At 63.5% G+C, this 25,030-nt stretch carries 28 protein-coding genes and 1 riboswitch; of the genes, 9 read left to right on the forward strand and 19 right to left on the reverse strand.

From position 1 onward, the window contains the following. Positions 1 to 86 precede the first annotated feature (86 nt). A complete protein-coding gene (locus G0P99_RS18235) occupies positions 87 to 533 on the forward strand; it encodes a DUF4174 domain-containing protein (protein WP_164131910.1) in 447 nt (148 codons plus the stop codon). A 16-nt stretch (positions 534 to 549) separates the two neighbouring features. Here the strand turns inward: G0P99_RS18235 and G0P99_RS18240 are convergent, their stop codons facing one another. The 9 genes from G0P99_RS18240 to G0P99_RS18275 form a co-directional block, all read right to left on the reverse strand. Next, a complete protein-coding gene (locus G0P99_RS18240) occupies positions 550 to 1,071 on the reverse strand; it encodes a hypothetical protein (protein WP_164131911.1) in 522 nt (173 codons plus the stop codon). A 4-nt stretch (positions 1,072 to 1,075) separates the two neighbouring features. Then, positions 1,076 to 3,121: an acetyl/propionyl/methylcrotonyl-CoA carboxylase subunit alpha gene (locus G0P99_RS18245; RefSeq protein ID WP_164131912.1), complete on the reverse strand. Its 2,046-nt coding sequence runs from the start codon at positions 3,119 to 3,121 to the stop codon at positions 1,076 to 1,078. A gap of 120 nt (positions 3,122 to 3,241) precedes the next feature. Next, a complete protein-coding gene (locus tag G0P99_RS18250; protein WP_164131913.1) occupies positions 3,242 to 3,445 on the reverse strand; it encodes a hypothetical protein in 204 nt (67 codons plus the stop codon). 367 nt (positions 3,446 to 3,812) lie between these two features. Beyond that, complete coding sequence (locus G0P99_RS18255) at positions 3,813 to 4,163, reverse strand: hypothetical protein (RefSeq protein ID WP_164131914.1); 351 nt, start codon at positions 4,161 to 4,163, stop codon at positions 3,813 to 3,815. A gap of 69 nt (positions 4,164 to 4,232) precedes the next feature. After that, complete coding sequence (locus G0P99_RS24585; protein ID WP_203583153.1) at positions 4,233 to 4,370, reverse strand: hypothetical protein; 138 nt, start codon at positions 4,368 to 4,370, stop codon at positions 4,233 to 4,235. Between the two features lie 214 nt (positions 4,371 to 4,584). Next, entirely contained in the window at positions 4,585 to 5,067 is a 483-nt protein-coding gene (locus tag G0P99_RS18260; RefSeq protein ID WP_164131915.1) for a DUF6497 family protein, read from the reverse strand. Further along, positions 5,064 to 5,462: a cupin domain-containing protein gene (locus G0P99_RS18265; RefSeq protein WP_164131916.1), complete on the reverse strand. Its 399-nt coding sequence runs from the start codon at positions 5,460 to 5,462 to the stop codon at positions 5,064 to 5,066. Before G0P99_RS18265 ends, G0P99_RS18260 begins: the two co-directional genes overlap by 4 nt. Further along, positions 5,459 to 5,947 (reverse strand): GFA family protein, encoded by a 489-nt coding sequence (locus tag G0P99_RS18270; RefSeq protein ID WP_164131917.1) that lies wholly within the window; start codon positions 5,945 to 5,947, stop codon positions 5,459 to 5,461. The genes G0P99_RS18265 and G0P99_RS18270 overlap by 4 nt, the downstream gene beginning before the upstream one ends. 127 nt (positions 5,948 to 6,074) lie before the next feature. After that, the gene (locus G0P99_RS18275) at positions 6,075 to 7,607 is read right to left on the reverse strand and encodes an acyl-CoA carboxylase subunit beta (RefSeq protein ID WP_164131918.1); all 1,533 of its coding nucleotides are present in this window, start codon (positions 7,605 to 7,607) and stop codon (positions 6,075 to 6,077) included. A 183-nt stretch (positions 7,608 to 7,790) separates the two neighbouring features. Here G0P99_RS18275 and G0P99_RS18280 point away from each other — a divergent pair, with 183 nt between their 5' ends. Then, the gene (locus tag G0P99_RS18280; RefSeq protein WP_164131919.1) at positions 7,791 to 8,996 is read left to right on the forward strand and encodes a multidrug effflux MFS transporter; all 1,206 of its coding nucleotides are present in this window, start codon (positions 7,791 to 7,793) and stop codon (positions 8,994 to 8,996) included. Here the strand turns inward: G0P99_RS18280 and G0P99_RS18285 are convergent. Then, positions 8,940 to 9,842: a LysR family transcriptional regulator gene (locus G0P99_RS18285; RefSeq protein WP_164131920.1), complete on the reverse strand. Its 903-nt coding sequence runs from the start codon at positions 9,840 to 9,842 to the stop codon at positions 8,940 to 8,942. The two genes, G0P99_RS18280 and G0P99_RS18285, sit on opposite strands and share 57 nt — an antisense overlap. Before the next feature lie 96 nt (positions 9,843 to 9,938). Between G0P99_RS18285 and G0P99_RS18290 the strand changes: the two genes are divergently transcribed. Beyond that, complete coding sequence (locus tag G0P99_RS18290) at positions 9,939 to 10,253, forward strand: YciI family protein (protein WP_164131921.1); 315 nt, start codon at positions 9,939 to 9,941, stop codon at positions 10,251 to 10,253. Between the two features lie 38 nt (positions 10,254 to 10,291). Next, positions 10,292 to 11,689: a short-chain fatty acyl-CoA regulator family protein gene (locus G0P99_RS18295; RefSeq protein ID WP_164131922.1), complete on the forward strand. Its 1,398-nt coding sequence runs from the start codon at positions 10,292 to 10,294 to the stop codon at positions 11,687 to 11,689. Between the two features lie 72 nt (positions 11,690 to 11,761). Here G0P99_RS18295 and G0P99_RS18300 read toward each other — a convergent pair whose 3' ends face one another. The 3 genes from G0P99_RS18300 to G0P99_RS18310 form a co-directional block, all read right to left on the reverse strand. Next, entirely contained in the window at positions 11,762 to 12,001 is a 240-nt protein-coding gene (locus G0P99_RS18300) for a YdcH family protein (RefSeq protein ID WP_164131923.1), read from the reverse strand. 121 nt (positions 12,002 to 12,122) lie between these two features. Continuing rightward, positions 12,123 to 13,781, reverse strand: coding sequence for a choline dehydrogenase (gene betA / locus G0P99_RS18305; protein ID WP_164131924.1), 1,659 nt, complete (start codon positions 13,779 to 13,781; stop codon positions 12,123 to 12,125). A gap of 75 nt (positions 13,782 to 13,856) precedes the next feature. Next, positions 13,857 to 15,053: a BCCT family transporter gene (locus G0P99_RS18310; protein ID WP_164132018.1), complete on the reverse strand. Its 1,197-nt coding sequence runs from the start codon at positions 15,051 to 15,053 to the stop codon at positions 13,857 to 13,859. A 174-nt stretch (positions 15,054 to 15,227) separates the two neighbouring features. On the opposite strand from G0P99_RS18310, the gene betI (G0P99_RS18315) reads away from it, so the two are divergent. Next, positions 15,228 to 15,827, forward strand: coding sequence for a transcriptional regulator BetI (betI, locus tag G0P99_RS18315; protein WP_164131925.1), 600 nt, complete (start codon positions 15,228 to 15,230; stop codon positions 15,825 to 15,827). A gap of 19 nt (positions 15,828 to 15,846) precedes the next feature. Here the strand turns inward: betI (G0P99_RS18315) and G0P99_RS18320 are convergent, their stop codons facing one another. Beyond that, on the reverse strand, positions 15,847 to 16,620 hold the full coding sequence (locus G0P99_RS18320) for a methyltransferase domain-containing protein (RefSeq protein ID WP_164131926.1): 774 nt from the start codon (positions 16,618 to 16,620) through the stop codon (positions 15,847 to 15,849). A 244-nt stretch (positions 16,621 to 16,864) separates the two neighbouring features. Here G0P99_RS18320 and G0P99_RS18325 point away from each other — a divergent pair, with 244 nt between their 5' ends. Then, complete coding sequence (locus G0P99_RS18325; RefSeq protein ID WP_164131927.1) at positions 16,865 to 17,671, forward strand: isocitrate lyase/phosphoenolpyruvate mutase family protein; 807 nt, start codon at positions 16,865 to 16,867, stop codon at positions 17,669 to 17,671. A 20-nt stretch (positions 17,672 to 17,691) separates the two neighbouring features. Here G0P99_RS18325 and G0P99_RS18330 read toward each other — a convergent pair whose 3' ends face one another. The 5 genes from G0P99_RS18330 to G0P99_RS18350 form a co-directional block, all read right to left on the reverse strand. After that, positions 17,692 to 18,051 carry a nuclear transport factor 2 family protein gene (locus G0P99_RS18330; protein WP_164131928.1) on the reverse strand — a complete coding sequence of 120 codons (360 nt, stop codon included), beginning with the start codon at positions 18,049 to 18,051 and terminating at the stop codon, positions 17,692 to 17,694. 199 nt (positions 18,052 to 18,250) lie between these two features. Further along, positions 18,251 to 18,907 (reverse strand): hypothetical protein, encoded by a 657-nt coding sequence (locus G0P99_RS18335; RefSeq protein ID WP_164131929.1) that lies wholly within the window; start codon positions 18,905 to 18,907, stop codon positions 18,251 to 18,253. A gap of 21 nt (positions 18,908 to 18,928) precedes the next feature. Beyond that, the gene (gene betC, locus G0P99_RS18340) at positions 18,929 to 20,437 is read right to left on the reverse strand and encodes a choline-sulfatase (protein ID WP_164131930.1); all 1,509 of its coding nucleotides are present in this window, start codon (positions 20,435 to 20,437) and stop codon (positions 18,929 to 18,931) included. Then, entirely contained in the window at positions 20,434 to 21,006 is a 573-nt protein-coding gene (gene betI, locus G0P99_RS18345; protein WP_164131931.1) for a transcriptional regulator BetI, read from the reverse strand. Before betI (G0P99_RS18345) ends, betC begins: the two co-directional genes overlap by 4 nt. A 135-nt stretch (positions 21,007 to 21,141) precedes the next feature. Continuing rightward, positions 21,142 to 22,107 carry an NAD(P)-dependent oxidoreductase gene (locus G0P99_RS18350; RefSeq protein ID WP_164131932.1) on the reverse strand — a complete coding sequence of 322 codons (966 nt, stop codon included), beginning with the start codon at positions 22,105 to 22,107 and terminating at the stop codon, positions 21,142 to 21,144. 219 nt (positions 22,108 to 22,326) lie between these two features. Between G0P99_RS18350 and G0P99_RS18355 the strand changes: the two genes are divergently transcribed. The 3 genes from G0P99_RS18355 to cobW all read left to right on the forward strand — a co-directional run bounded on the left by G0P99_RS18355 (position 22,327) and on the right by cobW (position 25,025). Further along, entirely contained in the window at positions 22,327 to 23,211 is an 885-nt protein-coding gene (locus G0P99_RS18355) for a LysR substrate-binding domain-containing protein (protein ID WP_164131933.1), read from the forward strand. Positions 23,212 to 23,283: 72 nt separating this feature from the next. Further along, a riboswitch (cobalamin riboswitch) is annotated at positions 23,284 to 23,501 on the forward strand. Between the two features lie 90 nt (positions 23,502 to 23,591). After that, positions 23,592 to 23,966: a DUF1636 domain-containing protein gene (locus G0P99_RS18360; RefSeq protein ID WP_164131934.1), complete on the forward strand. Its 375-nt coding sequence runs from the start codon at positions 23,592 to 23,594 to the stop codon at positions 23,964 to 23,966. A 3-nt stretch (positions 23,967 to 23,969) separates the two neighbouring features. Beyond that, positions 23,970 to 25,025, forward strand: coding sequence for a cobalamin biosynthesis protein CobW (gene cobW / locus G0P99_RS18365; RefSeq protein ID WP_164131935.1), 1,056 nt, complete (start codon positions 23,970 to 23,972; stop codon positions 25,023 to 25,025). The last annotated feature ends 5 nt before the right edge of the window (positions 25,026 to 25,030 follow it).

Genomic DNA, 25,030 nt, shown 5'->3' on the forward strand with positions numbered 1-25,030 from the left:
TAACGTTAAACTTTTTGCGGCCCCCGCGCATCTGGACGGTCGCAATCGCCCCGCCCACGTTTATATTGAACGGGACAGGAGACCGCATGAAACGACTATTCGCCCTTGTTTTCTTTGCCTTACTTCCGGTGTCGGGTTGGGCCGCGGATGCCGCGCAACCTGCCGAGCAGGACCTCATCCGGCCTGCCGGTGACAGCGATTTGAGCGAATTTTTATGGATAAAGCGGCCCATCGTCGTGTTTGCCGATACCGATGCGGATCCGCGGTTCCACCAGCAGATGGAAATGCTGCGCGACGGGCTGGCGATGCTGGAGGAGCGTGATGTCGTGGTGCTGACCGATACCGACCCGTCGGCGCGCGCACCACTACGGCAAAAGCTGCGCCCGCGCGGATTTGCGCTGGTGGTGATCGACAAGGACGGCGGCGTGAAGCTGCGCAAGCCCACGCCCTGGAGCGTGCGCGAGCTGACCCGCACCATCGACAAGATGCCGACCCGCGAGCAGGAAGTGCGCGAGCGGCGCGGCCTGAACTGAGGCGCGCGGGCGGTCATCACACATCCCCCCGGGCAAAGAAGACTTGCCGCCGGTCCCGATCGAGGATCACCAGCGCGTTGTTTTCCGGGGCAAAAACCAGCAATGCGGCAGGCGATTTAAGGGCGCCCAGATAGGCCGATTTGGTGTCCTCGTCCATGCAGGCCCGGGCGCTGAGACCCGAGGAGAGGACACCCAGCCCCTTGGGCAGATCCGCCGACATCACCGCCTGCGAGACCTGGTCGGGGGTCATTCCCTCGAGCTCGAAGGCGACGGTAGCCTCTTTTCCCAAGGCGGCCAGACCGTCGTGCAGGGTCGAAACGGTGCGCACCTTGCCCTGGAGAAAATCGGCCTGGGTCGCGAAGACCCCGGCGGTGCATTCCAGCTTGGACTCGAAATAGAGCGTATCGCCCAACGGCATCCAGCCGCCGAGCTGGGCACGCACCTCGGCCTCGCGGTCGAGCGCACAGGCCGCCAGCCCCAGAAGGGCCAGCGCCGCAGGGCGCCAGAGACCGCGAGGATATGGGCGTGCCCCGGTCATGGAGTTATTCGAACTCCATGATCACGTCGTCGACGGCAAGGCTGTCGCCGGCGCCCGCGTTGATCTTGGCGACCACGCCCTTTTTCTCGGCGCGCAGGATGTTTTCCATCTTCATCGCCTCGACGGTGCAGAGCGCCTGGCCTTCCTGAACTTCCTGGCCCACTTCGACATCGACCTTCACGATCAGGCCGGGCATCGGGCAGAGCAGCAGTTTCGAGGTGTCGGGCGGCAGCTTCTCGGGCATCAGACGCGCCAGTTCCGCCTGGCGCGGGGTGCGCACATGGACCTTGAGATCGGCGCCGCGGGTGCGGATGCGGAACCCGCCCGGGATCTTGCCCGCCTTGAGCACCAGAGGCGCGCCATCGACGCTGAGCTTGGCCAGCTGGTCGCCCGGGGTCCAGTCGCTGGTAACCCGCATCGCGCCGCCGCCCTGGAAGGTGACGGTGGAGCCGTCGTGATCGGCGTCGATATGCACGGGGAACTCGACACCTTGCAGGCTGACAACCCAATCGGTGCCGACGCGGCGCTCGTGGTTGTCCATCCGGCCCGAGACGCGGGTGCGCCGGATTTCGGCCACGCGGTGCATCGCGGCGGCGGCGGCGGCCACGCGGCGCAGGTCGGTTTCAGGCAGGGTCACGCCTTCGAAGCCTTCGGGATATTCCTCGGCGATAAAGGCGGTGGTCATGTCGCCCGAGATGAATTTCGGGTGATCCATCACCGCGCTGAGGAAGGGCAGGTTGTGACCGATGCCTTCGACCTCGAAACTGTCCAGCGCGATGCGCATTGCCTCGATCGCGGCGGCACGGGTCGGTGCCCAGGTGCAGAGCTTGGCGATCATCGGGTCGTAATACATCGAAATCTCGCCGCCCTCGTAGACGCCGGTATCGTTGCGCACCGCTGCCTCACCCGTGGGCGCATCACCCTGCCATTTGCCATTGACCAGCATCGGACCGGCGGCGGTTTCCGCCGGGGGGCGATAACGGGTCAGGCGGCCGATCGAGGGCAGGAAACCGCGATAGGGATCCTCGGCGTAAAGCCGGTTCTCGATGGCCCAGCCGGTGAGTTTCACATCGTCCTGGGTGATGCTGAGCGGCTCGCCCGCCGCCACGCGGATCATCTGCTCCACCAGATCGACGCCGGTGATCAGTTCGGTCACCGGGTGTTCCACCTGAAGGCGGGTGTTCATTTCGAGGAAGTAGAAGTTCTTCTGCCCGTCGACGATGAATTCCACGGTGCCCGCGCTGGCATAGCCCACCGCCTTGGCCAATGCCACGGCCTGTTCGCCCATGGCGCGGCGGGTGGCCTCATCCAGGAAGGGGCTGGGTGCCTCTTCGACGACCTTCTGGTTGCGGCGCTGGATCGAGCATTCACGCTCGCCCAGATAGATGCCGTTGCCGTGGCTGTCGCACAGCACCTGGATCTCGATATGGCGCGGCTGGGTGACGAATTTCTCGATGAAGATCCGGTCATCGCCAAAGGAGTTCGCCGCCTCGTTCTTGGAGCTCTGGAAGCCTTCGCGCGCCTCCTGGTCGTTCCACGCGATCCGCATGCCCTTGCCGCCGCCCCCGGCGCTGGCCTTGATCATCACCGGATAGCCGATCTCGTTCGAGATCTTCACCGCCTCGTCGGCATCGGCGATAAGGCCCATGTAACCGGGAACGGTGGACACGCCCGCCTCTTGCGCGATCTTCTTCGAGGTGATCTTGTCGCCCATTGCCTCGATCGCGCCTTTGGGAGGGCCGACAAAGATGACACCAGCGGCATCCAGCGCCTCGGCGAATTTCGAGTTCTCGGACAGGAAGCCATAGCCCGGATGCACCGCCTGGGCGCCGGTCGCCTTGATGGCGGCCATCACCTTGTCGATGACGATATAGGACTGGTTGGCGGGCGGCGGGCCGATATGCACCGCCTCGTCGGCCATCTGCACATGCAGCGCCTGCTTGTCGGCATCCGAATAGATGGCGACGGTGGAAATACCCATCTTGCGCGCCGTCTTGATGACCCGGCAGGCGATCTCGCCCCGGTTGGCGATCAGGATCTTGTTGAACATGCGATGTCCTCTGTCTTGGGAAGGTCGGAACGCAAAACGCCGCCCCGGACCATTTGGTCAGGTGCGGCGTTCCACGCGAATGCGGCCGGGCCGGATGTGGCCCGGGTGATGGTTACGGCATCAGTTGCAGGTGTTTTGCACCTTGCAATAGAGAAGGTTGCCCGCGGCGCCGGCAGCGGCGCCCACGACCGGGTTGCCATCGAGGACAAGCGAGGTGAGCAACCCCGCGCTGCCGCCGTAAAGCGCCTGTTCGGTCTGGGTTTCGCCACAAGCGGCAAGGCCTGCGCACAGCGCCAGGCCGGCAAAGAATTTCGGTATGTACATCCTGCCCTTCCTTCGGTTTGCTCCGATTTTTCGGACTGATCTTCTATCCGGACGGCAGGCGCGCGCAAGCCCAAGAACTGCGCCTGAAAAGATTGCGCAACTTGTTGCTTAAGCTGGGGGATTTCCGCCGATCCGGCCCGAGGCGCAGCAGGGAAAAAGGCAGGCGGTTCGATACTTGGGGGATCGGACCGCCTGCTTAGGGAAGGGGTACGGAATAGTAGGTGTGTGACCGACGCAGGCAGTTCGGAGCCGGCCACACCCCGCACGCTGGCGCAAACGCGACGCGTGGCCAAGCCCTCATTCGGGGCCCGGAACGATTGGGCTGCTTTCTGCCGAAAACCGATGACCTGTTGCGGTTTCATGCCGATCAATCCTCGTCGAACACGGCGGGGAAGGAGACACGGGCCGTCTCGACCGAAATGACCAGCAGGGCCTCGTAGCTTTCCGGATCGAACGGCTCTTCGGCGGCCAGAACCTCGCGTCCGAACAGCCAGCCGAGCCGGCCCGCGTCGAGGTTGCCGCGTTCAAAGGGCTGGTCGCCGAACTGCTCCCACAGAGCGCGCATGAACAGCTCGTCGGCGCGCCGGTCCACCGCCTTGCGGTCGCGGTAGCGTTCGCGCCGGATGAGCGGCGTCACGCCCTTTGGGTTGGCGCGGCGAATCGTGAACTGGTGATCGGAGCCGGGCATGCGGCTGGGGAAACCGCGATGTTTCAGCATGGCGCGCCCTCCCGGACAGAGCGGACCACGGGGTGCGGAACCGGCCCGAAAGCCGATCCCGCGGAAAGCTTATTTGTACTTGCCGGTGAAGGTCGGCTCGGTCGAGATGGGCTCGATGATGACGAATTCTTCTTTCGGCGAGTTGTCACACGCAGCCACGGCGCCGACAAAGGCGACCATTGCCACGAACTTGATGCATTTCGACATCTGTTTCTCCTACTGACATTACTGAAACCTACAGGAGTCGTTGCTCCTGATTGCCTCACCCTTTTGGGGTTGGTTGCGCGTTGGCAACCGTGCCAGAGGATAGTTGAATTCGGGCCGGAAATACATCCGGAATAGGGTAAGTTCATGGCCTGTGACTCCAAAGTCGCAAAACTCCGCTGGTGTGAAGATTGACCCGCAACATGTTGTGGCATCGTCAAAACTCCTCCCAGATACAGCGAGAGTCCTGGAGGCGATAGGCCTCAAAATACTGTGTGGCGCCCGGTTGCGATGTGCCGAACTCGATCGGGCGGTCCGACATCGAGATCACCACGCGCGCCGGTGTGATGCCCCGGGTTTCGACATAGGGAACCGCCAGGATCTGGCACAGATGGGCCATGTCGATGGCGGCCACGTCATAGCCGATCTGCCCGGCAAGATCGCCGATCCTGGGGGCCAGGAAGCGGAATCGCACCCACAACTCGCCCGGGTTGTTGTCGAGCAGGACATCGGCCAGTTCGACCGGCTGGCCCGAGGGCACCGGCAGCAGCGCCTGGGCACGGACCGGCAGGGCAAGGGTAGCGAGAGATGCCAGGACATAAATGCAACCCCGACCCCACGCAAAGCGGGCTCCTCCGGCCGGGGTTGCTTGCGCGACGCACGCGGCGTGCGCTGTTCCATGTCGGCTGGCGCGGATCATGGGGCTGATTCGTCCTTTGTGTCAAATTGAGCCGGAGAGATGATCTCGATCAGTTCCATGTCGTCGGAATGCCGGACCTCGCGATGCTTGATTCCCGGCGGTTGCAGAACGCAGGATCCGGCCCGCAGGATGTGCTCGCCCTGGCCTTCGTATTCGAAGACGACCCAGCCCTTGGTGACATAGACCATCTGGAAATCGAGGTCGTGGCTGTGCCAGGCGCCAGGGCTTTCCATACCCGGCACCGCGCGGATCACATGGGCGCCGAACTTGCCCTTGGTGGCGTCGTTTATACCCAGGTCGCGGTATTCGAAGAAGGCGCGCAGCCCCTGCCCGACGAAGGCGGAATTGTCGGCATGGGAGACGGTGAAGGCCTGATTTTTCCAAAGCTGGGTCATGGGTGCACCAGATGGTGATGGTCATACACCGCCGGGATTTGCGGGTTGCCTTCGGTATCGGATGCGTGTTGCGGGTAGACCGGGAACCCGGCCTGTACCAGCGTTCCCTTTTGCGCGCATTCGGTAAAGATGTACTTGGCGTTGTCCGGCGTCCGGTCGAACCAGTCTGGATCGTCGAGCGTGCCGGTCATGACGCCCAGGAAATCGGGGAACCGCTCCAGCTCCAGAAACACGGTGGTGGAACAGGTCGGGCAGGAGTTCAGGTGGATCTCCTTGCCGCTGCCTTCGGAGACATGGGTGTAGATGGCGGGCGTCCCCTGCACCAGGCGAAGCGCGCTGCGGGTGAAACCGGCCAGCGCGTTCATCGGCGTCCCTGTCATCTTCTGGCAGAAACGGCAGGTACACCATGTCAGGCGCAGCGGCGGTGTGCTCACTTCGTAGCGAAGCGCGCCGCACAGGCATCCACCGGCGTGGGTCTTGTCCATGTTCAACCTCCTCCCAGAGTGAAAGCACGTCAGGCGTCTTCGGCAAGTCATTCAGGCGCGGGTTCCGTAGGGTGGGCAGTTTGCCCACCTTTCGGGTTGGGGTGGGCAAATTGCCCACCCTACAGGGTCAGAGCGGGATGTTGTCGTGCTTCTTCCACGGATTTTTCAGCGACTTGTTGCGCAGCGAGGCAAAAGCGCGGCTGACGCGATTGCGGGTGCTGCGCGGCAGGATCACCTCGTCGATGAAGCCCTTTTCGGCGGCCACGAAGGGGTTGGCGAAGCGGTTTTCATAGTCCTTGGTATGGGCCGCGATCTTTTCGGCATCGCCCAGGTCGGCGCGGTGGATGATCTCGGTCGCGCCCTTGGCGCCCATCACCGCGATCTCGGCGGTGGGCCAGGCATAGTTGAAATCGCCGCGCAGATGCTTGGACGCCATCACGTCATAGGCGCCGCCATAGGCCTTGCGGGTGATCACGGTGACCTTTGGCACGGTGGCCTCGCCATAGGCAAACAGCAGCTTGGCGCCGTGCTTGATGACGCCGCCGTATTCCTGGCTGGTGCCCGGCAGGAAGCCCGGCACGTCGACCAGGGTCAGGATCGGGATTTCGAAACAATCGCAGAAGCGCACGAAGCGCGCGGCCTTGCGGCTGCTGTCGATGTCGAGACAGCCCGCCAGCACCATCGGCTGGTTGGCCACGACGCCCACGGTCTGGCCTTCGAGCCGGATGAAACCGGTGATGATGTTCTTGGCGTAATCGGCCTGGATCTCGTAGAAATCGCCCTCGTCCGCGATCTTGAGGATGAGTTCCTTCATATCATAGGGCGAGTTGGCGTTTTCCGGCACCAGCGTGTCGAGGCTGGCCTCGATCCGGCCCGGCTCGTCGAAGAAGGGGCGAACGGGCGGCTTTTCACGGTTGTTGAGCGGCAGGAAATCGACCAGACGGCGAACCTCGGCCAGCGCCTCGACATCGTTTTCAAAGGCGCCGTCGGCAACGCTGGATTTGCGGGTATGGGTCGAGGCGCCGCCCAACTCCTCGGCGGTGACCACCTCGTTGGTGACTGTTTTCACCACGTCGGGGCCGGTCACGAACATGTAAGACGTGTCCTTGACCATGAAGATGAAGTCGGTCATCGCCGGGCTGTAGACCGCGCCGCCGGCGCAGGGGCCCATGATCACGCTGATCTGCGGCACCACACCGCTCGCCATGATGTTGCGCTGGAACACCTCGGCATAGCCCGCGAGGCTGGCGACGCCCTCCTGGATTCGCGCCCCGCCCGAGTCGTTCAGCCCGATCACCGGCGCGCCGTTCTGCACCGCCATATCCATGATCTTGCAGATCTTCTGCGCATGGGTTTCGCTGAGCGAGCCGCCGAAGACGGTGAAATCCTGGGAGAAGACATAGACCATGCGGCCGTTGATCGTGCCCCAGCCGGTGACCACACCATCGCCCGCAGGCTTTTGTTTTTCCATCCCGAAATCGGTGCAGCGGTGGCTGACGAACATGTCGAACTCTTCGAAACTGTCCTCGTCCAGCAAGAGTTCGATCCGTTCGCGCGCCGTCAGTTTGCCACGGGCGTGCTGGGCTTCGATCCGCTTTTGCCCGCCCCCCAGCCGCGCGGCTTCGCGGCGGGTTTCCAGCTCGGAAAGGATGTCTTTCATGGCGATTGTCCCTTGTGAAATTTGTACGGACAATAGAGTGTCCGGGCGTCTGTCCAAAGCGTTATTCGGCAAATTTGCAAAGTATTGGCAAGACATGTTTTGCTAAATGCAAACTTGTTAATTAACACCTTAACTCTATCGGCCGACATGGACTCCCCATGTAGGCAGCCATAGATGTAAACCATGCAGTTCACTTCGGCCCCTTCGCAACGGACTCCGCCCAAGCTGGTGACGCTGATCCTGCTGTCGGGCCTGTCGGCGCTGGGGATGAATATCTTTCTGCCCAGCCTGCCGAACATGACCGAATATTTCGAAACCGACTATCGGCTGATGCAACTCTCTGTCGCGCTTTACCTGGCGGTGAATGCGGCGATGCAGATCGTGATCGGCCCGATGGCGGACAAGGCCGGGCGGCGGCCGGTGATCCTGTGGGGGCTGGGCCTGTTCATGGCGGCGACGCTGGGCTGCATCGTGGCGCCGACGGCCGAGATCTTTCTGTTCTTTCGCATGTGTCAGGCGGTGATCGCGGTCGGCATCGTGCTGAGCCGCGCCGCGGTGCGCGACATGTACGAGCAGGATCAGGCGGCGTCGATGCTGGGCTGGGTGACCATGGGCATGGCGGTGGTGCCGATGATCGGCCCGGCCGTGGGCGGGCAGCTGGACCAGATCTTTGGTTGGCAGGCGAATTTCTGGCTGCTCCTGGCACTGGGCGGGCTGGCGCTGGCGCTGACCTATTTCGATTTCGGGGAAACCGCGCTGAAAAGCGGCAAGACGCTGGCACAGCAGTTTCGGGAATATCCCGCGCTGCTGACTTCGCCCCGGTTCTGGGGCTATTCGATGGCCTGCGGGTTTTCCTCGGGCGCGTTCTTTGCCTATCTGGGCGGGGCGCCCTTTGTCAGCACCGAGGTGTTCGGGATGGAGCCGGGGCGCATGGGCCTGTTTTTCGGCGCGCCCGCGATCGGATATTTTGCCGGGAACTTCCTGAGTGGCGCGTTTTCTACCCGGGTGGGGGTCAACCGGATGATCCTTGGGGGCAGCTTGATGAACGCGCTGGGGATCTTCCTGTCGCTGGTGATCATGCTCGCGGGGGGCGGCAACGAATACACGTTCTTTGGCTTTATGACACTGGTGGGCGTCGGCAACGGCATGTCGATTCCCAATGCCACCGCCGGGGCCCTGTCAGTGCGCCCGCATCTGGCGGGCAGCGCCTCGGGGTTGAACGGGTCGATCATGCTGGGCCTGGGCGCGGCGCTGAGCGCGCTGGCGGGCGCATTGCTCACACCTGAAACCGGGGCGATGCCGCTCTTGTGGCTGATGTTTGCCACCGCCCTGCTAGGGGTGGCCGCCATTGTCGCGGTGATCTGGCGGGCGCGTCGGCTGGGTCTGTGAAGGCAGCGGGGCAAGGGTGCGCTCGACCCACTGCACGACCAGACGGATCCGCTCAAGCTCTCGCAATTCGCGACGCACCATCAGCCAAAACTCACGTTTGGGCAGCGCACCATGTGTGAATGGCAGTTCGACCAGACATGGCTCGGCATCGCCGACGATCCGGGGCAGCAGCGTCTTGCCGTGGCCGCAGCACACAAGCCGGAACAGGGTCTCGGCATCGTTGACCGAGATATGGGCCGCACCCTCGGCGGCGGCCGCCCGCGCAATCGCTGCCGCCTGAGGCAGGTAGGACATGCGCGACTCATAACCGATCCAGGGCAAATCCCCGGCGGCGCCGCGCAGGGCATAGGCGGCATAGTCAAGATCGCCCAGCTTGCGCGCCAGCACGCCCTGCCCGCCCTCTGTCGGGCGCGCGAGGCGCAGGGCAATGTCGGCCTCGCCACGCAAGAGACTCAGATCCCGCGCCTCGGCAATCAACTCCAGTCGCAGTCCCGGAGCCGCCGTGCGCAGGGTGCCGAGCGCAGGCACAAGGATTTGGTTGATCACCATGGGCACCGCCGACAGGCGCACCGTTCCGAGGGCACCGCCGGTGTCCGCCCCGGCCAGAGCATCCACCGCCTGCATCTCGTCCCGCATGACCTCGGCATGGCGGTGCAGTCGGCGCCCGAAATCGGTGAGGGTCAGCCCCTGCCCGCGCACCTCGACCACCTGGCGTCCCAACGCCGCCTCAAGCGCCCGCAGGCGCCGCGACACCGTGGTCTTGTCCACGCCAAGGGAGCGAGCTGCCCCCTTGAGGCTGCCCGCCTGCGCAACCGCCAGCAGAAACCGCATGTCATCCCAGTTCATCGCGGCAATCTTGCATTTCCTGGCTGCATTATTCCACCCTGAACAGCAGATTTGCAGCATGCCATCCTGTCCGCCTTAGCACCGAAAGGACAGATCATGCTCTACCGTGTCACGTTTCAGGATAATCCCGGCAAGGAACATCTGCGCCAAAGGCATATGACCGAACACCTTGTGTTTCTGGCGCGGCATGGCGCGGCCATTCTTGGCGCCGGACCGTTGCTCGACGGAACCCAGGGGCGTGGCGGCATGTGGCTGGTCGAGGCCGCGACCCGCGCCGATGTCCAGACCCTTGTCGAGAAAGACCCGTTCTGGCCCACGGGCCTGCGCCAGAGCGTCAGCATCCTGGAATGGCGCCAGGTCTTTCGCGACGGACAGCCGGTTGAGCTTGCGGCGCGCGCTTTGCAAACGTAACCTCTCGACAAGGTTAATTTGCAAAGAGTCGGCACCCGATGGCCACCCAGAAACTCTATGCCGGCGCCAAGCTGCGCGAGATCCGCAACCGCCTGTCGCTGACGCAAAAGGATTTCGCCGCCAAGCTGGGGGTATCGCTGCCCTATCTGAACCAGATGGAGAACAATAACCGCCCGGTCTCGACCTCGGTGGTGCTGGCGCTGGCGCAGGAATTTGGTCTGGATGTGACCGAGCTCAGCACCGGCGACAGCGAACGGCTGGTCAGCGACATGCGTGAGGCGCTGGCCGATCCCATTTTCGCCGATGCGATGCCGCCGCTGGCCGATCTGCGCCTGACCGCGTCGAACGCACCGGCGCTGGCGCGCGCCTTTATCGAGTTGCACCGCACATACCGGCAGACACATGAGCGGCTGGCCTCGCTGGACGAGGCGCTGGGGCGCGAGGATGCCCGCATCCAGGCCAGCCCCTGGGAAGAGGTGCGCGATTTCTTCCACTATTGCGACAACTATATCGACGCGGTCGATCACGCGGCAGAGCGGTTCGCGGCCCGGGCCCAGGCCGAGGGTGTGCGCGGCGCGGCGCTGGCCGCGCTGACCGAACGCGGCGTGACGGTCGAAATCGCCGATATCGAAGCCTTGCGCCAGTACGACGCCGCCGAGCGTAAACTGCGTCTGTCCTCTCGGTCGGCGCCTCAGACTCAGGTGTTCCAATTGCTGTTGCAGGTGGCGCTGCTGAGCCAGAATTCGCTGCTGGAGGCCACGCTCGATTTTGCCCGGTTCCACAGCGAAGAGGCCCGCGCCATCGCCAAGATCGGGCTTGCCAACTATTTCGCGGGGGCGGCGCTGATGCCCTATGGCGCGTTCCTGGATGCAGCGCAAAAGACGCGCCACGATCTGGAACTGCTGAGCACGCGTTTTGGCGCCTCGATCGAGCAGGTGGCGCATCGCCTGTCGACGATGCAGCGGCCGGGCGCCAAGGGCATACCGTTTTTCTTCGTCCGGGTCGATCAGGCGGGCACCATCACCAAGCGCCACTCGGCCACGCGGCTGCAATTCGCCCGCTTCGGCGGCGCCTGCCCGCTCTGGAACGTGCATCGCGCGTTCGAGACCCCCGGCCATTTCCTGCGGCAACTGGCGGAAACGCCCGATGGCGTGCGCTACATTTCTCTGGCCCGTGACGTGTCGAAAACAGGCGGGTCGTTCGGGGCACCGGTGCGCCGTTATGCGATCGGTCTGGGCTGCGAGGTGCGCCATGCCGACCAGCTGGTCTATGCGGACAATCTCGATGTCAGCAATGCCTCTGCCTTCGAGCCGATCGGCATTTCCTGCCGCATCTGCGAGCGCAAGACCTGCCACCAGCGGTCTGTCCCGCCGCTGGAGCGGCGCCTGACGATCAACACCGACCGGCGCGGCACCCTGCCCTACGAGGTCAACTGATCTTCATTTCGCTGAAAATACTCCGGGGGAGTCGCCGACAGGCGACGGGGGCAGCGCCCCCGCCCCTTTGGGTCAGGCCTTGGACAGGATGCCCCAGATCTCATCCTTCAGGGCCGCGCGTTTCTTGCGCAGCTCGACCTCGGCCAGTTCCTCCATCGGCTCCACGTTGGTCTCGGCCCGGTGCACTGCCCGGTTCACATCGTGGTACTCATCCGCCAGCCGGGAAAAATGCGCATCCGTCTGCTTGAGCTGGCTCATCAGGTCGATTTTTTCGGGAAATTCCTCGGCCAGTTCATGCGGGGTATGGGACATCCGTTCGCTCCTTTTTCAATGTCAGCCCAGAGGCTAGCCGCCCACCACGGGACCGACATTGACAGGGATCAAATGGCTGGCCCTGCGCGAGATTTTTCGACGAAAAATCTCTGCCCCAACCTTACCGTTGCGAGGCCTCCCAACGCGGGTTGATCCAGGGGATGTCATTGGCGCGCGGCAGCGGGTCGCGGCCCAGGATATGGTCCGACATCTTCTCGCCCACCATGATCGAAGGCGCGTTGAGGTTGCCATTGGTGATCTGCGGAAAGATCGAGCTGTCGGCCACCCGCAGCCCCTCGACCCCGATCACCCGGCCCTGCCCGTCGACCACGGCGTTCAGGTCATCCGCCCGGCCCATGCGGCAGGTGCCGCAGGGGTGATAGGCGCTTTCGGCATGTTCGGCGATAAAGGCATTGAGTTCCTCGTCGCTCTGCACCGCAGCACCCGGCTGGATCTCTTTTCCGGCATAGGGTTTGAACGCCTCCTGCCCGAAGATCTCGCGCGTGAGCCGGATACAGGTGCGGAAATCGGCCCAGTCCTTTTCATGGCTCATGTAGTTGAAGCGGATCACCGGCGCATCCTCGGGCCGGTCCGAACGCAGCGTGACCGCCCCGCGCGAGGGCGAGCGCATCGGCCCCACATGGGCCTGGAAGCCGTGGCCCTCGGCCGCGGCCTGACCGTCATAGCGCACCGCGATGGGCAGGAAGTGATACTGGATATCCGGATAGGGCACGCCGGGCTGCGAGCGGATGAAGGCCGCACTTTCGAACTGGTTCGAGGCGCCGAGGCCGGTCTTGGTAAAGAGCCATTGCGCGCCAATGGCCGCCTTGCCGAAGAGGTTCCAGTATTTGTAAAGCGTCACCGGCTGGATTGCGGCCTGCTGGATATAAAGTTCCAGATGGTCCTGCAAGTTGGCGCCCACACCGGGGCGGTCGGCCACAACCGCGATGCCATGTTCGGCCAGGTGCGCCGCAGGGCCGATGCCCGACAGCATCAGCAGTTTCGGCGAGTTGATCGAGGAGGCGGCGATGATCACCTCGCGCCGGGCGCGGATCACCTCGGCCTTGCCGCCCCGGATGATCTCGACCCCGGTGGCGCGGCCCTCTTCCATCACCACGCGGGCGGCCAGGCCGCGCACCACGTCGCAGTTCTCGCGCTTGAGCGCCGGTTTCAGATAGGCATTGGCCGCAGACCAGCGCCGTCCTTTCCAGACGGTCTGTTCCATCGGGCCAAAGCCCTCTTGTTTCTCGCCGTTATAGTCGCCGGTCACCTCGTAACCGGCCTGCCGCCCGGCTTCGACAAAGGCCTGGAACAGCGGGTTCGAGCGCGGGCCTCGGGTGACATGCAACGGCCCGTCAGTGCCGCGCCAGGCGGCATCGCCGCCATGGCCGCCATCGTGCCATGTCTCCATCCGCTTGAAATAGGGCAGCACATCGGCATAGGCCCAGCCATCGGCGCCCATCTCGGACCAGGTGTCGAAATCCATCGCATGGCCGCGCACATAGACCATGCCGTTGATCGAGGACGACCCGCCGATCACCTTGCCGCGCGGGCAGACCAGGCGGCGGTTGTTCAGATGCGGTTCGGGCTCGGACAGGTAACCCCAGTCATAGCGCGACATGTTCATCGGATAGCTGAGCGCCGCCGGCATCTGGATGAACGGCCCTGCATCGGTACCGCCATGTTCGATTACCAGCACCGAGGCCCCCGCCCCGCTGAGCCTGTAGGCCATGGCGCAGCCCGCGCTGCCGGCCCCCACGATGACAAAATCCGCTTCCATCCGTCTTACTCTCTGTTTGTGTCTGCGCCGGTGGCGCGAAAGGAACCCGGCGCGCGAGGGCCGGGTCCGGTTGTGTCAGTGCACGCTTTCGACCTTGTGGAAATCGAGCGTGTTGTCTTCGGGAGATGTCCTGATCGCCATGACCGCGCCCCTGTGGCGCAGCGCGATATAGGCGATGCAGGCCAGATAGAGGCCGATCACGATCGAGCCGATCCACTGGATCTGGAGCCACTGGCTCTGGAACAGCAGGGTCAGCGTGAACAGGACGGCGACGTTCAGCGCCACATATGGGGTCTTGCCCAGCCGCGCGACCGTCAGCGACAGGTTGTCGGTGTACAGCCGGATCAGCGAGTCGAGCGAGTTGATCACGAATGTGACGCCGACAATGATCATGGCCAGGTTCAACAACCCGGCGGTGGGAATGGCGGCGGTGTGATAGTAGTACAGCACCGCGAACCAGATCCCGAGCGGGATCGAGGGGAACACCAGAAGCGCGATCAGCAATTGCCAGGTCTTCAGCCCACCGACAAAGCGCGAGGTGAACTGGCCGATCATGATCGACCAGGCGAACCACCAGAACAGGTAGAAGGCGTGATAGTCGGTCAGCGGAAGGGCAAACTTGTCCAGGTTGGTGAAGTAGTCACCCAGAAGCGCGACATTGGCCCCCAGGGCGCTGGCCCCCATGCCGGAATAGACCCACATGCCCAGGATCAGCGCGATGAACAGAAGGGTCGAGCCCACCGACAGCACGCGGACATATTTCAGGTCGGTCGAGCTGTAAGCCGCCGCCAGGATGGTGACGAAGACGATCAGATAGAAGGTGGTAACTACCGTCTGCCCATCGCCGATCTCGGGGATATAGCCGGGCAGGTAGATCAGGAACAGGCTGGCGGTAAAGGCGCAGGTGCCGATAATCACCACGTTGTTGATCAGCTTGACCAGAGGGATCTCGAAGAACCCGACGCGGGGTTCGATGACGCAGAAATAGAAGGCGGTCAGGAAGTAGAAGGCCCAGATCAGAAAGCCCCAGAAACCGAACTCGATCGCCAGTGGGTTGGCAAAGGCATAGGCCGGATCCTCGGCATAGCCGCCGAATTCGGTCAGCGGAAACATGATCAGTCCGACATCGAGGCCGGAGGTGAACAGGATCGCGACAAAGGTGAACAGGGGCACCGGCGTCGGGCCGATACAGGTCACATTGCGCCATTTGATGACGCAGAAGGCCACCAGACCAAAGGTCAGGATCAAGCCGAAGCTCAGAATTCCGTTCAGTATCATTGCCCCTCCCTGGGAGTTGTTTCCGGCCTCCCTCCTCCGGGGTTGGCCGAATGAACATGGCAGATACCACTATTATCTGTTCAGCAAAACAAATTCTTGTATGGTCATTCAATTTTTTGCGTAACCCTTTAATCTTGCCTGCCCTCTCAGTTTGGCCAATATGGCGCCATGGGACGAAAACGCATTCGCGATATCCGTAATGACGAATTGGTCGTGGCCGCGATCCGATCGATCCATGGCAAGGGATTCGCCGGCGTGACCATGGCCGAGATCGCGCGCGAGGCCGGGGCGTCGGCGGCGTCGATCAATTACTACTTCGGCTCCAAGGACCGGCTGATGGAAGAGACCATGCGCCGCCTGCTGTCGGTGCTGAAGGTCGCGACCCTGGCGCGGTTGGCCGAGGCCGCGACGCCGCGCGACAGGTTGATCGCGATGATCGAGGCGAATTTCGACGATACGCTGTTCACGCCCGCGCAATGTTCCGTCTGGATCCAGTTCTGGGCCAATGCGCCCTATGCGCCCGCGCTGTCCCGGCTGCACCGGATCAACCGGGCGCGGGTGGCAAGCAACATTCGCGGGGAACTGCGGCAACTGGTGCCGGAGCGGGTTCTGGACCGGGTGCAGACGACGATACAGGCCTATATGGACGGGGTCTGGATCGAAGCGGCGCAGGGGGAAACGGTGCCGGATGCAGCCGCAGCGCGGGCCGATGCCCGGGCGCTTGCGGAACTGTTGCTGGACCAGAGCCGTCAGTCTTTGGGGTCCTGACCCGCACTATGGTTGGGCGTCAGATCGGCCGCGCGTCGAAGATATAGCGATTGAGCGAGAACATGTAGTCTCCGGCCTCTGCCACGGCTTTCTGATCGTCCTGCCAGCGTCGCCAGTCCTCATCCGAGAAATCTGCTGCCGCCGCCATGATCGATTCCATGAAACTTGCCGTGAGGTGGGCATAATTGTCCGGACCGGGCGTCCAGTTCAGCACAGTCAGGGTTTCGCGCGCCGTGACGGCGAACCCGGCCGCGCTCAGTCGCCGTGACAGCGTCCGGGGCAGATAGGCGTCTGCATAGGGCCGGATATAGATACGCATCGCCTTTGCCATCAGGTCAGGATCCCGGGCGTTCCAGACAAGCGAGCCCCAGTCGGTATCCAGAATGACAAGGCGCCCATCCGGGCGCAGCACCCGGCGCATTTCCCGTAACGCAGCCTCGGGATCGGGCAGGAAACAGAGAAGTTGCGCGGCTGTGACCACATCAAAGCTGTCGTCATCGAACGGCAATTCACAGGCATCGCCCTGAACGAATTTGCCACCGGGGCACAGCGCGCGGGCCATCGCGATCATCGGCTCCGCCGCATCGAGACCGGTCACCGATCCCGAGTGTCCAACAATGCCGAGCATGTCCCTTGCCATGATCCCATTGCCCGAGCCGATGTCGAGCACCGCCTCTCCGGGCTTGAGTGCCAGGTGATCCAGTATGACCCGGCGCTGTGCCTGCATGTCGGGCGTGGCTGCGAGAGCCTCCTGTTTACGGCTCATTTCTGCGTCGTAGAAGCCCTGGGGCATGGCAGTCTCCCGCAAATGGCTGGTCAGGGATGACCCCGTGAACACTATCACATCTACCGAATTCTGAACAGATTTGCCCGTGCTTGGGCTGTTGGATCGGAGCCGGAGACGGAATGGAAGACCAACTGTTGCGTCAGGGATGATCACGACCTTCTGAAAGGATTGCTTTTCCTTTCGCTCCCGACTTTGGCTATGCTCGGCAAAGCTCGGGGTTGAGCGGAGAGATCATGGAAGGGGCCGTGTCATGCGCCGCGACGAACTGACTGAACGTTTCCGGGCCCTGCATGTTCCCGGCAATCCCGTGGTGACGCCGAACCCTTGGGATATCGGGTCGGCCAAGGTGATGGCCGGTTTGGGGGCGCAGGCGCTGGCGACGACCTCGTCCGGGCATGGGTTTACCCTGGGTCTGGCGGATGGCGGGCAAATCGCGCGCGAGGTCGCTTTGCTGCACGCGGCCGATATCTGCGCCGCGGTCGATGTGCCGGTGAATGGCGATTTCGAGAACGGGTTCGGCGACAGTCCCGAAACCGTGGCCGAGACGGTGCGGCTGGCGGCGGAGGCGGGACTGGCCGGGGTGTCGATCGAGGATACCGAAATGCCGTCCAAGAGATCGTATCCCTTCGACCTGGCCCTGGCCCGGATCGAAGCGGCGGTGACGGCGGCCCGCCAGGCGGGGATCGTGCTGACCGCCCGCGCCGATGGCTGGCTGATGCGAAACTATGATCAAGCCGAGGCCTTACGCCGGTGCCTGGCCTTTGCCCAGGTGGGTGCGGACGTGATCTATGCCCCGCTTGTCGATGCGGACACCACCCGCGCACTGGTCGACACCGGGACGCCGGTCAACCTGCTGGCGGCGGGGGAAATGCGGGATCTGACGGCCGCGCAGATGGGCGCGCTGGGGGTTGCCCGGATCTCCATCGGTGGCGGGCTGGCCCGGGTGACGCAACAGATTCTGCTGGACGGCACCCGCGCCATGCTGGAGCGCGGCGATTTTACCATGCTGAAGGGCGCGGCCAGTGTGGCCGAGGTTGAGGCTTTGCTGAACGGGTAAGGTCCGGCAATCCGGGCCATTCAGCGGATGCGATAGACCTTTGACACGATGCGCCAGCTGCTCTCGTGCAACAGGAGCGTGAGAAAATCGTCAAAGCGCATGCCAGCCCAGTCGTTTTCGACATGGATCATCGCGATGTCGCCTTGAACCGAGATTGCGCGGACGGCCCAGAACGGGGCCGCTTCCGCATCCGCCGCGTCCTCGCACATGGCGATGAACGCGTCGCGGGAGTTCCAGAGCAACTCCCCTTCGTAATGGCCCACCTCGCTGGCCCGGTCGAAGAAGATCCGTTCCAGCGCGGGCCGGTCGCCCCGGGTCATCGCTATGACATAGGTTTCGACAAGAGCGGTCAACGCCGCGATGTGTTCTGATGTCGTCATGATCTCCCCCTTTTGGACAAGAGATTAGCCGATCAGGGCCCCGATTGCGTGCCCAAAGTCGAAGCACTACCTCCTCCGCAACGCTCTGGATGGCCGCGGCAACCTGTGGAGCGCTTGAAAGCTTGGATGGCAGCTTTTTCAGCCAAAGAGTTTGCTATGCGCCCTTAAAGAGACGACGACATCCAAAACGAACGGTACCTCAGAGAAAATCCGGCGATCCGACCGCCCAGCCAAGCAACAGCGGCATGCTCGAGGGCAGAATGTGGTTCATAGCCTGCCCTGGCCGGGCTTTGAGCCCGAACAGCCGTGCAAAGGCCGCAAAATCCTCGAACCAGCGGTGATTCTGCGAAAAGGATTGCACGATCATCGCCGCGCGGTCGGTCTTGAACCGCCGGGCTTCCAGAATCGCGGCGGCGGTCCGGTGCAGCAGCTGATAGCGCAGATCGTCAGGCGGCGGTGCACTCAGCCCGAGCAGGTCGCGGATGAAGCGCATGCGCTCCAACTTGCCGTCGCTGGCGTTGCTCATCCACTCGCCGACTGTGGGGCCAAAGGTCTCGTTGACCTTTGCCTCGACGGCGATTGCGAGGGTTTCCTCGCCGGCCCTGACAAGGGCAAAGACATCGCATTGGCTGTCGCGACGGCCACCGGGCAAGGCGACCTTGTGTTCGGGGATCGCCAGCAACAGTTCCGGTGAACCGCCGACAAGGTCCGATATCTCGGGCGGCAAACCCTGCGCCGCCTCCCAGGAAAGGGCGGCGGCCATGGCAGAATAGCCGCGTTGCCATTGGGTCTCAGGGTTGGCGAGAAAGCGTTTCCAGTCCTCGACCCCGGTTGATGGCACGTAAACCTTGGCCATTCAGGCCTCCTTTTCGCGCCCCTATTCCCCCCTCGGGAACCTCTGGCTTTCCTCCAGATTATCAAGGTTCATGTGGTTGCGCATATAGCGTTCCGAGGCCTTTTGCAGCGGCTGGTAGTCCCAGGGGTAATAGCCGCCCAGGCGCAGCGCCTCGTAAACGATCCAGCGGCGGGCCTGACTGGCGCGCACCTCGGCATCGAACCGGTCGAGATCCCAGCGGGCCTGCGACTTGGCGCGCAGGCTTTGCACCGTGCCCTGATGATCGGGGTGGTCTGCGAGGTTGGTCAGCTCGTGCGGGTCGGCGTCCAGATCGAAGAGCTGGTCGGGGTCAAGCGCGCAGCGGTTGTATTTCCATTTGCCATAGCGCATCGACACGAGCGGCGCATAGGATGCCTCGGCGGCGTATTCCATCAGCACCGGCGCGGTGCGCTCGGTTCCGTTGGCCAGCGACACCAGGCTGGAGCCATCGGTCCAGGGGGCGATCTCAGCCATGTCGACACCGGCCAGTTCGCCCAGCGTGGGCGTCACGTCGATGGTCGAAACCGGCGTATCGATGCGCCCCGGGGCCATGCCCGGCGCGGCCACCATCAGCGGCACTCGGGCGGAGCCTTCGTAGAAGTTCATCTTGAACCACAACCCGCGCTCGCCCAGCATGTCGCCGTGATCCGAGACAAAGAGGATGATCGCCTCTTGCCGTGTGGTGTCCAGCACGTCGAGGATCTCGCCCAGTTTGTCGTCGAGATAGGAGATATTGGCGAAATAGGCCCGGCGCGACTTGCGGATGTCGTCCTCGGTGATGTCGAAACTGCGCCAGTCATTGGCGTCGAAGATGCGCCTGGCGTGCGGATCGTGATTGTCGTAGCCCAGATCGCCCACCTCAGGCAGCAGGTGCTCGCAATCCTCGTAGAGGTCCCAGTATTTACGCCGCGCCACATAGGGGTCATGCGGATGGGTGAAGCTGACAGTGACGCACCAGGGGCGGTCGTCCTTGCCGCGTGCCAGATCGTAAAGCTTGGCCTTGGCGTGATAGGCGACCTCGTCGTCATATTCCATCTGGTTGGTGATCTCGGCCACACCTGCCCCAGTCACCGACCCCATGTTGTGATACCACCAGTCGATGCGTTCGCCCGGTTTGCGATAGTCGGGCGTCCAGCCGAAATCGGCCGGATAGATATCGGTGGTCAGCCGCTCCTCGAACCCGTGCAACTGGTCGGGGCCGACAAAATGCATCTTGCCCGACAGGCAGGTGTAATAGCCCGCGCGGCGCAGGTGATGGGCATAGGTCGGAATATCGCTGCGGAACTCGGCGGCGTTGTCATAGACCCCGGTGCGCGAGGGCAACTGCCCCGACATGAAGCTGGCCCGCCCCGGCGCGCAAAGCGGGCTGGCGGTATAGGCATTGGCAAACCGGGTCGAGCGTGCCGCCAGCCGTTTCAGGTTGGGTGCGTGCAGCCAGTCGGCGGGTCCGTCGGGAAACAGGGTGCCGTTGAGCTGATCCACCATCAGGATCAGGATATTGGGTTGGGTCATTTACCGGCCTCTAACAGGGTGTCGAGCACGCGCAAGGCGTGGTCACAAGCGATCTCGGGCGCGTCGGGCGCATCCAGAGCAGCATGAATATAGAGCCCGTCGATCAAGGCGCGCATGTCGCGGGCGACCTCCAGCGGGTTGCAAACGACCGGCCGCAAGGCATGGACAAGGTTCGAATAGAGCCGCGCCTGATAGATCCGCCACAGCCGCAGAGCGTCCGTGTTGGTCTGGGCCAGCACATAAAAGGTCATCCAGGCGGCAATCACATCCGGGGTAAAGCAGGAATGCGCGAAACAGGCGCGCACAATGGCATGCGGCCGCCGTTCGGTCGCGCTGTTTTGCAGTTCGCTGCGGGCCTCATCGCCAAACTCTGTCAGGATATGGCGCATGGCGGCCAGAAAGATCTGGTCCTTGCCGCCAAAATAGTGATGCGCCAGCGCGCTGGATATCCCCGCCCGCTTGGCGATCTGACTGACGGTCACGTCGAGGCTTTTCTGGACGCCTAGCTCGGCGATCGTCGCCTTGACGATGGCGTCGCGCCGGATCGGCTCCATTCCAGTTTTCGGCATGCACCCTCCCTTGCCCCGCGACCGACGTCTGGGGAAAGGCTAGGTTTTTTATATTGATCCGTCAATCAATGACGCGTCGTGGTTGGCGCCGCCCGATCAACATGCGGGCGGCGCGACCTTGTCCGGGTGCCGCCGTTACTCGGCGGCGCGCAATTCGGCGCCTTGCGGCACGACCTCGTAACCGGGTTCCTCCGGTTCGTCATCGACCATCTCGGCCGGGAAGCCGGGGGCCAGGATCGACAGGCCGGTCGCCTCTTCGAGGCGGCGGATGATATCGTCGGACTGCGCCCGCTCGCCATAGCGGCGGATGCCGTCGTTGAAGATCTCGATCATCAGCGGCGAGATTTCCAGCGGCACGCCAGCGCGATCGGCGATGGTCTGGAACAGTCCGATATCCTTTTTCACCAGATCCATGGTGAAATTGATGTCGCGGCTGCCGTTCAGGATCACCTGGCTTTCGGTTTCATGCACGAAGGAGGTACCGGAACTGATCTTGATCGCCTCATAGGTGGTGTTCATGTCCATTCCTGCGGCCTTCATCGTCACAAGCGCCTCGCAGCAGGTCAGCAGGTTGGCGGTCGCGAGGTAATTGGTCATCACCTTGAGCACCGAGGCAGAGCCAAGCGGGCCGGTGTGCAGGATGCGGCGGCCCATGATGGTGAGGAAGGGCAGGATGCGTTCAAAGGTGGCGCGGTCGCAGCCCGCAAAGATCGAGATATTGCCGGTATCGGCCCGGTGGCACCCCCCCGAAACCGGGCAGTCGACGGCGGCGCCGCCCCGTTCGATCACCTGCGCACCGAGACGCTTCACCTCGGCCTCGTCGGTGGTCGACATCTCGAGCCAGATCTTGCCGTCCTTCACCTCGGGCAGCATCTCTTGCATCACCGCAGCACTGGCGGCGGGCGACGGCAGGCAGGTGATCACCACGTCGCAATCGCGCATCATCTGCGCCGGACCTTGGGCGGCCTGGGCGCCACGGGACACGAACCCCGCGACGAGGTCGGAATTTAGATCATGCACCGTCAGATCGACGCCATTGCGCAGGAGCGAGCCCGAGAGCTTGCCACCCACATTGCCCAGTCCGATGAACCCTACTTTCATATTGTCCTCCCAACGGGGAACACCCCGGATGATTTGTTTCGGGCGCAGTATCTGCTGAGAGAGACACCAACAGAAACGAATAATAACGGGGAAAATACCAAAAATATTTTTGCGATAATTGACCTGACCTCGGAAACTGACAAAATTCTGAACAGAATTTTGGTCCAGAAAATTTGAAATTTTCTGGGCGGCGCGCGAAGGGACAGTGGAGGAACCTATTTGGACAGGCTGCCTAATCCGACCTGGCTGCGGACATTCGAGGCCGCCGCCAGGTATCTCAATTTCACCGAAGCCGCGCGAGAGCTTGGGCTGACCCAGACCGCAGTGTCGCTGCATATCCGCTCGCTCGAGGCCGACCTGGGCGAGCGACTGTTCTCGCGCGCGGCCCGGCGGCTGGGGCTGACCGAGCTGGGGCAATCCTATGCGCTGACCGTACGCCGGGCGCTGGCCGATATCGCCCTGTCCACCAACAGCCTGTTCGGGCCTGCGACCCGTCAGACCCTGCGGATTCGCGCGCCGATCTCAACCGCGACCTACTGGATTGCCACGGAATTGCCCGCGTTTGCGGCGGCCTATCCGGATATCCCGGTGCGGCTGGTGTCGAACATCTGGGGCGACGGACCCGAAAACGAGGATGTCGATCTGGACATCCGCCTGGGTCACGGCGACTGGCCCGGACTGCTGGCCGAAAAGTTGTGCGACGAGACCATCGTGCCGATCGGCCGCGCCGACGGGCCGCACCTGTCGCCCGAGGCGCTGCGCGCCGCACCGCAGATCCATATCTTAGGGTACGAGGACAACTGGGCGCGCTGGTTCGAGGCGCAGGGGCTGCCACCGGCGGAGCGTGCGGCGCTGTTTTCTGTGGATACCACGGTCTCGGCCATCCAGTTGGTGCTCGCCGGGGCGGGCTATGCCACCATCCTGACCCGCTTTGCCCGCAATGCCATCTCGCAGGGCATGCCGTTGCGCCTGGCGGGCGAACCGATTCCCTTTTCCCAGTCGCATTACTTGATCCGGCCGCCACGGGCGGCCGCCTCCCCGGCGCGGGCGCAGCTCTTTCTATCGTGGCTGCGGACGCGGGCCGGGGCGGATGCCGCTGGGTGATCCCCAGCGGTCGCTTTTCAGCAAAGCCCTGTGTCCCCCGGTCCGGCGTGCTTGACAAGTCCCCCGCGCTTGCCGCATGTGCCTGCTGTTGGTGTCCGGGAAACCGGATGAAAAGGGAATGTGCCAGCGGACCGGCCAAGAGGCCGGGCGTCAAGCGCAGCCGCCCCCGCGACCGTGACCGGAGAGGGTGCCCAAGCCACTGGCCGAAAGGCCGGGAAGGCGGGACGCCCGACAGGGCAAGACCCTGACATCCGCAAGCCGGGAGACCTGCCAACACCCGAAGACAAGACCGGACGGGGTGTTCCGGTGTCGGGTCCATGTCCGAGAGCGTGGCCCGCGCAAACCCCGTCCCCCGCACCTGACGAGGGGGGATGAGAGACATGAGCGAAGCTGCACCAGTCGAACTGCTGGTCTGTACCACCTGCCGCCGCGGATTGCCGGTCGAGGACGATGCCCAGCGCCCCGGCGCCCTGCTGCACCGCGCGCTGAGCGCGGCCGAGTTGCCCGAAGGGGTCATTCTTAAACCGGTCGAATGTCTGTCCAATTGCGATCAGGGCTGTTCCATCGTGCTGCGCGGCGGTCCGGCGCGCTGGACCTTTGTCTATGAGAACCTTGATGAGACCGATGATATCGCCACAATCGTCGAGGGCGTCACCAAATACCTCGCCACCGCAGACGGGCTGGTCCCCTGGCGCGAGCGTCCCGTCCATTTCCGCAAGAACTGCGCCGCGCGCATCCCCCCGATCGGAGCCTGAGCCATGAGCACCCTTGAAAAACTTCCCGTTACCGTGATCACCGGCTTTCTCGGCTCGGGCAAGACCACGCTGATCCGCCACCTGATGCAGAACCCGCAGGGCAAGCGGCTGGCCGTGGTGGTCAACGAATTTGGCGATGTGGGTGTCGATGGCGAGATCCTGAAAAGCTGCGCCATCCCGGAATGCCCCGCGGAAAACATCATGGAACTGGCGAATGGCTGCATCTGCTGCACCGTGGCCGATGATTTCATCCCCACCATCGAGGCGCTGATGGCGCTGGAGCCGCGCCCCGATCACATCCTGATCGAAACCTCGGGCCTGGCGCTGCCGAAGCCGCTCTTGAAGGCGTTCGACTGGCCCGATATCCGGTCCAAGATCACCGTGGATGGCGTGATCGCGCTGGCCGATGCCGAGGCGGTGGCGGCAGGCCGTTTCGCACCCGACGTGGCAGCGGTGGATGCCCAGCGGATGGCAGACGAGTCCATCGACCATGAAACGCCTCTGTCCGAGGTGTTCGAGGATCAGATCAGCTGTGCCGACATCATCCTGCTGACCAAACCCGATCTGGCAGGCCCCGAGGGCGTGGCCCGCGCGCGCGAGGTGATCGCGGCCGAGGCCCCCCGCCCGCTGCCGGTGGTCGAAGTGGCAGAGGGCGCCGTGGATGTGCGCGTCATCCTGGGCCTTGGCGCCGCCGCCGAGGACGACATGGACGCCCGTCCCAGCCATCATGACGGCCATGACGACCACGAGCATGACGATTTCGAAAGCATCGTGGTGGAACTGCCCGAGCAATCCGACCCGGCCGAACTGGTCGCGCGGATCGAGCGGCTGGCCAACGAGCTGAACATCCTGCGGGTCAAGGGCTATGCCGCCGTTGCGGGCAAGCCCATGCGCCTCTTGGTGCAGGCGGTAGGCGCACGGGTGCGTCACCAATATGACCGCCCTTGGCAGCCGGGCGAGGAGCGCCGCTCGCGCATGGTGGTGATCGCCGAGCACCACGACATCGACGAGGCCGCGATCCGTGCCATCCTGACCGGCGTTTCCGAGCCTGCGGAGTAAGCACC

The sequence above is a fragment of the Ruegeria sp. PrR005 genome (genome assembly GCF_010500245.1).
GTDB classification, from domain to species: Bacteria; Pseudomonadota; Alphaproteobacteria; order Rhodobacterales; family Rhodobacteraceae; genus Ruegeria_B; species Ruegeria_B marisflavi.